We start from the raw sequence: 6647 nt of genomic DNA, 5'->3' as shown, positions 1-6647 counted from the left end.
CGCAAAAAACTGCCCATCGGCATCCAGACCTTCGCCAAGATCCGCGAAGAAAACTGCTACTACGTAGATAAAACCCCCTTCGTGGCGCGGCTCGCCGAAGACGGCGGATACTACTTTCTCTCCCGCCCCCGGCGTTTCGGCAAATCCCTGTTTCTCGATACCTTGGCCGAGGCCTTTGCGGCAAACCGCGCGCTCTTCACCGGGCTGTACCTGGAAAATCATTGGGATTGGGAACGGCGCCATCCGGTGGTGCGCATCAGCTTTGCCGAGGGCCGATTGGAACGCCGTGCGGATTTGGACCGCCGCATCCGCGGCATCCTGCGCGAAAACGCCGAGCGTCTCCAGGTGGCGCTCGATGACCTGGACGACATCTCCGGCAGCTTCGGCCAACTCATCACCCGCGCAGCGGAGAAACACCAACGCCAAACCGTGGTGCTCATCGACGAGTACGACAAGCCCATCCTCGACAATCTCACCGATCCGGACACGGCGCGGGCCATGCGCGAGGGGCTGCGCAACCTCTACTCCGTGCTCAAGGGCCGGGACGCGGACCTGCGCTTCGTCTTCCTCACCGGGGTCTCCAAGTTCAGCAAGGTGAGCCTCTTTTCCGGGCTCAACAACCTGCGGGACATTACCCTGTCCCCTCAATATGCCACCATCTGCGGCTACACCGAGACGGACCTGGACACGGTCTTCGCCCCGGAGTTTGCTGCGGCCGCCCAGGACGGGCGTCCATTGGACCGAAACATGGTGCGCGCCTGGTACAACGGCTACCACTGGGGAAGCGAAGCGAGCGTCTACAATCCGTTCGACGTGCTCCTTCTTCTGGCGGAACGCCAGTTCCGCTCCTGGTGGTTCGAGACCGCCACCCCCACCTTCCTCGTGGAGTGGCTCATGCGGCATCAGTTCTTCACCCCGCGTCTCGAGCGCCTCTATGCCAGCGAAGCCCTGCTTTCGGCCTTCGACGTGGACCGCATCGAACCCGAGGCCCTGCTCTGGCAGACCGGATATCTCACCATCCAGTCTTCCCGCCCCACCCCCGCCGGGCCGGCGTACTTTCTTGGGGTGCCCAACCACGAAGTCCGCACCGCCCTCAACGAGGCCCTGCTCACCGCCTGGCTGCCTGCGCCCACCCGGGTGCGGGAAGCGGGACTCGACCTCTACGACTGGCTGGCCCAAGGGGATACCGAGGCCGTGCACGGCCATTTCCACCGCCTTTTCGCAAGCATCCCGACGGATTGGTACCGCAAAAGCCCCATCGCTCAATACGAGGGCTATTTTGCCAGCGTCTTCTACAGCCACCTGGCCTCCCTGGGGCTTTCCATCATCCCCGAGGACGTAAGTTCCCACGGCCGCTGCGACCTGGCCGTACGCTACGAAAACACCGTCTGGGTGTTCGAATTCAAAGTGGTGGATGGCGAAGCACCCACCGGCGCGGCCCTCGCCCAGCTCAAGAAGAAAGACTACGCCGCCAAATACCGCGCCCCGGACGTCACCGTCATCGAAGTGGGCGTGGAGTTCAGCACGGCAAGACGCCAGATCGTGGGCTGGGAAGTGGCATGACGTCCACGTCCGCAGGGCGTGCGGTGGACTCCGATCACGTTGCTGTCCACACCAAGGCCCCCCAGAGGCGCCGCCCTTCCAAATACGGGGACTGGAGTCGACACCGGCCCGCGCACCAAGGGCATAGCGTGGAGGGGCCAACGCCAAACACGCCTCCATTGTTTCACGTGAAACAATTTTCCAGCCTTCGCTGAAGGGCAGGCATCATTCCCATGGGGCACGAAGCCACGCTTTCCGCGCCGCGTCCATCTCTAGACGACTCCAACGCCTTGGGCTACAGGACGCCATCCCATTTTTCTTCAAGGAGTTGACATGCGCGTTCTCGTGACTGGCGCTGCTGGTTTCATCGGTTTTCATCTCAGCCGCCGTCTGCTGGCCGAAGGTGCCGAGGTGGTGGGGCTCGACAATCTCAACGACTACTACAGCGTGGACCTCAAAAAGGCCCGTCTGGCGCAACTGCACGGGCCGGGATTTCGTTTCGTCCAGGCGGACCTGGCGGACAAGGCGGCCCTGCGGGCACTCTTTGCCGAGGCGGGCTTTACCCACGTGGTCAACCTGGCGGCCCAGGCCGGAGTCCGCTATTCCCTCACCAATCCCGAGGCCTACGTAGAGACCAACCTGGTGGGCTTCGCCCATCTGCTCGAATGCTGTCGCCACTATCCGGTGGAGCATTTGGTGTACGCCTCGTCGAGCTCGGTCTACGGCCTCAACACCGCCATGCCCTTTTCCGTGCACCACAACGTCGACCATCCCGTGAGCCTCTACGCCGCCACCAAAAAGGCCGGAGAGCTCATGGCCCACACCTACAGCCACCTCTACCGCATCCCCAGCACCGGCCTGCGATTCTTTACGGTGTACGGCCCCTGGGGTCGGCCGGACATGGCCCTGTTTCTCTTCACCAAGGCCATTTTGAACGGTGAGCCCATCACGGTCTTCAACCACGGCAAGATGCGGCGGGATTTCACCTACATCGACGACATCATCGAAGGGGTATGGCGGGTCATGCAGCGCATCCCCGAACCCAACCCCCAATGGAGCGGCGACCATCCGGACCCCAGCTCGTCACCGGCCCCATACCGCATCTACAACATCGGCAACAACAACACCGTGGAGCTGGAATACTTCATCCAGGTGCTCGAAGAGACCCTGGGCAAAAAGGCCGTCCGCAACTACATGGACATCCAGCCCGGAGACGTGCCCGCCACCTACGCCGACGTGGACGACCTGATGCGCGATACCGGGTTTCGGCCATCCACCCCCATCGAGGTGGGAATCCAGCGCTTTGTGGAGTGGTACCGGAGCTACCACAACGTCTAAGCCCAGGAGGGGACATGGCGCACGTCATTGCCATTGCCAACCAAAAAGGCGGGGTGGGCAAAACCACCACCGCCGTCAACCTTGCGGCCTCCTTTGCGGCCATGGAGCGGCGGACGCTCCTCATTGACTGTGACCCTCAAGGCAACGCCACCAGCGGTGTGGGAATCGATCCGCGGCAATGCCGTACCAACCTCTACACCGTCCTGGGAACGCCCCAAAGCGCCGCGTCGGCCATCCGCACCACGGCAATGGACTACCTCCACGTGCTCCCGGCCACACCGGATCTGGCCGGGGCAGAGATCGAACTCATCGACATGGAGCGCCGCGAGAGCGTCCTCACCCAGGTGGTGGAGGCCGTGCAGCAGGACTACGCCTTCGTGCTCCTGGACTGCCCGCCGTCCCTGGGGCTCCTCACCCTCAATGCCCTGTGCGCGGCCCGCTGGCTCCTCATCCCCCTGCAGACCGAATACTACGCTCTGGAGGGCATGGCACGGCTCCTCGCCACGGTGGAACGGGTGCGCGGCCGGCTCAACCCACAACTGGAGATCCTCGGCATCGTGCTCACCATGTTCGACAAGCGCAACAAGCTGTCGTTTCACGTGGAACACGAAGTGCGGGGGCACTTCCGGGACCTCACCCTGACCACCACCATCCCCCGCAACGTGCGCCTCTCCGAGGCTCCAAGCCACGGGCAGCCGGCGCTCCTCTACGACATCCGCTCCCTGGGCACCCAGGCCTATCTCCAGCTCGCCCAGGAGATTCTGGACCTGCCGCGCCTCAGCGCTCCGGGCACGGCGGCGAGCACGTGATGGAGACCTTGTCCTTGAAATGGCGGCGCGTAATGCGGCTCTTGCACGCCAGGCATTGGTAGGCCACCAGTCCGCCCAGGTTGGCGGCGCGCAGCACGAACTTGCGCGGTTCGTCCCGGCGCCAGTTTTCCGTCGCGGCGCCGCAGGTAGCGCACTCCACGGCTTCGCAGAAGGGGTAGCGAAAGTCCCAATTTTTCTGCAACAGCTCATAGTCCGCCAAAGGTTCCGGGATGACCCGTTCCTGCGGACACAACCGCTCCAGGGCCGCCAACACGGCGCGCTCCACATACGGCCACAAGGCCTCGTCGATGAGCACCCCCTGACGGTTGCCCTGGGCGTCTACAAGGTATCGAATGGCACTGGCTCGATCCATGTTTCCCTCTCGCTATTGTTGTCGGTTGGGAGGACGTGTCCTCCGAAAAGTACCCCATACTCTCCGCTTGGCTCAGTTCAAGTGCAGCACATCTCTGGAGGAAATCCCATGACTGGAACCACGCGCGGCCTTGGCCGCGGCCTCGACGCCCTCTTGGGCACCACGTCCAGCGAGCCTCAGGAAGGCTTGCAGGAAATCCCCCTCAACCAGCTTCGGCCCAGTCCCTATCAGCCGCGGCAGCACTTCGACCCCGCTGGCCTGAAAGAGCTGGCGGCCTCCATCGCAGCCCAAGGCGTCATTCAGCCGCTCACCGTGCGGCCCATGGACGACGGCAGCTACGAAATCGTGGCCGGAGAACGCCGTTTCCGCGCCTGCCAGATGGCCGGTCTGTGCACCGCCCCCTGCCTGGTGCGGAAGATGAGCGACACCGAAGCCATGGCCGTGGCCTTGGTGGAAAACCTGCAGCGGGAAGACCTCTCGCCCATGGAAGAAGCCCGCGCCCTGGAGGCCCTGCGCGTCACCCTGAACCTCACCCAGGAAGACTTGGCGGACCAGGTGGGCAAGAGCCGACCCGCGGTGGCCAACGCCCTGCGCCTGCTCAAGCTCCCAGCCTCGGTCCAAGACATGGTGGAGGACGGCCGACTCTCCGCAGGCCATGCCCGCGCCCTGCTCCCCCTGGAGACCGAAGAGCTCATCCACGCCGCGGCCCAGGAAGTGGTGCGGCGGGGGCTTACGGTGCGGCAGACCGAGTCCTTGGTCAAGCGCTTCCCCCCCGCGCCGCCTCAGCCCAAGACCCTGCCCGCGGACATGGCGGCCTGGCACCAGCGCATGGCCGAGCGCATCCCCTGCCCCATCCAGGTACGCGGCGATGAAAAGCGGGGCCAAGTGGTCTTTTCCTACCGCAACCCCCGGGAGCGGGCCCTGCTTTTGGCCTTGATGGAAGGATTGGAGATGCCCCAATGATGGAACTCGTGACGCGTCTTGGCGGCACACGGGTGCTCGTGGTGGGCGACGCCATGCTCGACCACTACGAGTGGGGCGAAGTGCACCGCATCTCGCCGGAAGCGCCGGTACCCGTCGTCCAGGTCACCCGACAGGAGTGGAAGCTCGGCGGAGCAGGTAACGTGGCGGCCAATGTGGCGGCCTTGGGCGGGGCGCCCACCCTGGTGGCCGTCCGGGGCACCGACGAGGCCGGAGAGCGCCTGGAGGCCCTGTGCACCCGCGCCGGGTTTGCCGTCAGTCTCGTGGATTGCCCGGCGCGGGAGACCACCCGCAAGACCCGGGTCATGGCCGGCCATCAGCAGATGCTGCGCATCGACCACGAAAGCACGGGGCCGCTGCCCGCGGCGAGCGCCCGGCTCCTGCGGGAGGGCGCGAAAAGACACCTGGACGCCGCCGCTGTGGTGGTCTCGGACTACGGCAAAGGCGCGGTGCACGCCGAGCTCCTCCAGGAGCTGGCCGCCCACCCACGGGTGTTTTTGGACCCCAAGAGCTGCAACTACCCCCTCTACCGCCAGGCCTATTGTATGACCCCCAACACCAAGGAGGCCAGTGAGGGATCCGGCATCCCCATCACCGATCCCGCCTCGGCCATGGCCGCGGGCCGAGAGCTTTTGCGGCGCTACGGCCTTGCCACCCTGGTGCTCACCTTGGGGGCGGACGGCATGGCGGTGTTCGTGCCCGGCGCAGGGGTCTTCCACGTGCCCACCCTGGCCCAACAGGTGTTCGACGTCACCGGCGCCGGAGACACGGTTATCGCCACCTTGGCCCTGGGTGTGGGCGCCGGCGCGGACCTCCTCACCGCCGCCATGCTGGCCAATCTGGCGGCCGGCATCGTGGTGGGCAAGATCGGCACCGCGGCGCCCAGTGTGGGGGAGCTTACCTGCGCCCTGGAGGCCCACGCCGGACTGCGGCCGGAGAAGTGGGCGGAACTGCCCAAGAGTCTGGACTAGGAAGAGGTTTCCGTCAGCTCGCAGGCCCCGCCGCAGCACGCCCCGCCCAAGGCCGTGTAGGCCGCCAGGATGCGACTCTCCTTTTCCAGGCGCTCCGGGGGCAGCGGTGGACAGGGATGGGCAGCCGCAAGGCCCGGCAGCTCCTCCCAACGGGGCACGGCGTACCAGCCTTCTCCCAGGGTGCTGCCGTCCTGGGCGGCCACGAGCAGGATACGCATGGAGTCCGTGACCAGCACCACGGGAAAGGGTTGGGGTTGGTGCACCCGCGCTGCGGCAACGCTTTCGCGCACGAAGGTCCCCACCTCGCCAGGACAAAAAAACAAGGCCAGAAGCGGGGTCCCGTCCTCGGCAAAGGCGGCGATATCCACCACAAACCGCTCCTCACGGCCGTCCACCACGGCGCGCACAGGGTATTTGGGCCGCAACAGATGGCGCGGATAGCCCTTTTCCTCCACAAGCATGCGCGCCAGTCCCTGACGCAGGTCTTCGTAGGTGGAATCCTGGATGCTCGCGCCAGTCAAATAATCCGTAATGACGCGCTCGAAAAAAACCTCATGCATGCCTGACCTCCGCGTGATGCATGGTTGCGGGCAAATCCCCTCGAGCCCCTTGCCCAAGGGAAACGAAACAGCG

General features: G+C 65.0%; 7 protein-coding genes. 5 read left to right on the top strand and 2 right to left on the bottom strand.

Annotated features, from left to right (window positions below; genetic code table 11):
* The 3 genes from BR00_RS00615 to BR00_RS00605 form a co-directional block, all read left to right on the top strand.
* Positions 1-1563: ATP-binding protein (locus tag BR00_RS00615; RefSeq protein WP_496475692.1), on the top strand; the 1563-nt coding region annotated here is incomplete at its 5' end.
* A 312-nt stretch (positions 1564-1875) separates the two neighbouring features.
* On the top strand, positions 1876-2880 hold the full coding sequence (locus BR00_RS00610) for an NAD-dependent epimerase (protein WP_496475691.1): 1005 nt from the start codon (positions 1876-1878) through the stop codon (positions 2878-2880).
* A 14-nt stretch (positions 2881-2894) separates the two neighbouring features.
* Positions 2895-3689 (top strand): ParA family protein, encoded by a 795-nt coding sequence (locus tag BR00_RS00605; RefSeq protein ID WP_496475690.1) that lies wholly within the window; start codon positions 2895-2897, stop codon positions 3687-3689.
* Here BR00_RS00605 and BR00_RS00600 read toward each other — a convergent pair.
* A complete protein-coding gene (locus tag BR00_RS00600) occupies positions 3658-4062 on the bottom strand; it encodes a hypothetical protein (RefSeq protein ID WP_496475689.1) in 405 nt (134 codons plus the stop codon). The genes BR00_RS00605 and BR00_RS00600 overlap by 32 nt on opposite strands.
* A gap of 108 nt (positions 4063-4170) precedes the next feature.
* On the opposite strand from BR00_RS00600, the gene BR00_RS00595 reads away from it, so the two are divergent.
* Both BR00_RS00595 and BR00_RS00590 read left to right on the top strand, forming a co-directional pair.
* Positions 4171-5025 (top strand): ParB/RepB/Spo0J family partition protein, encoded by an 855-nt coding sequence (locus BR00_RS00595; RefSeq protein WP_496475688.1) that lies wholly within the window; start codon positions 4171-4173, stop codon positions 5023-5025.
* Positions 5022-6014: a bifunctional heptose 7-phosphate kinase/heptose 1-phosphate adenyltransferase gene (locus BR00_RS00590; protein ID WP_496475687.1), complete on the top strand. Its 993-nt coding sequence runs from the start codon at positions 5022-5024 to the stop codon at positions 6012-6014. The genes BR00_RS00595 and BR00_RS00590 overlap by 4 nt, the downstream gene beginning before the upstream one ends.
* Here the strand turns inward: BR00_RS00590 and BR00_RS00585 are convergent.
* Complete coding sequence (locus tag BR00_RS00585) at positions 6011-6574, bottom strand: type I restriction enzyme HsdR N-terminal domain-containing protein (RefSeq protein WP_496475686.1); 564 nt, start codon at positions 6572-6574, stop codon at positions 6011-6013. The two genes, BR00_RS00590 and BR00_RS00585, sit on opposite strands and share 4 nt — an antisense overlap.
* Positions 6575-6647 lie beyond the last annotated feature (73 nt).

The sequence above is a fragment of the Thermodesulfomicrobium thermophilum DSM 16697 genome, assembly GCF_059568695.1.
The sequence above is the reverse complement of the archived record's forward strand: the minus strand, read 5'-3'. Positions and strand labels throughout refer to the sequence as shown.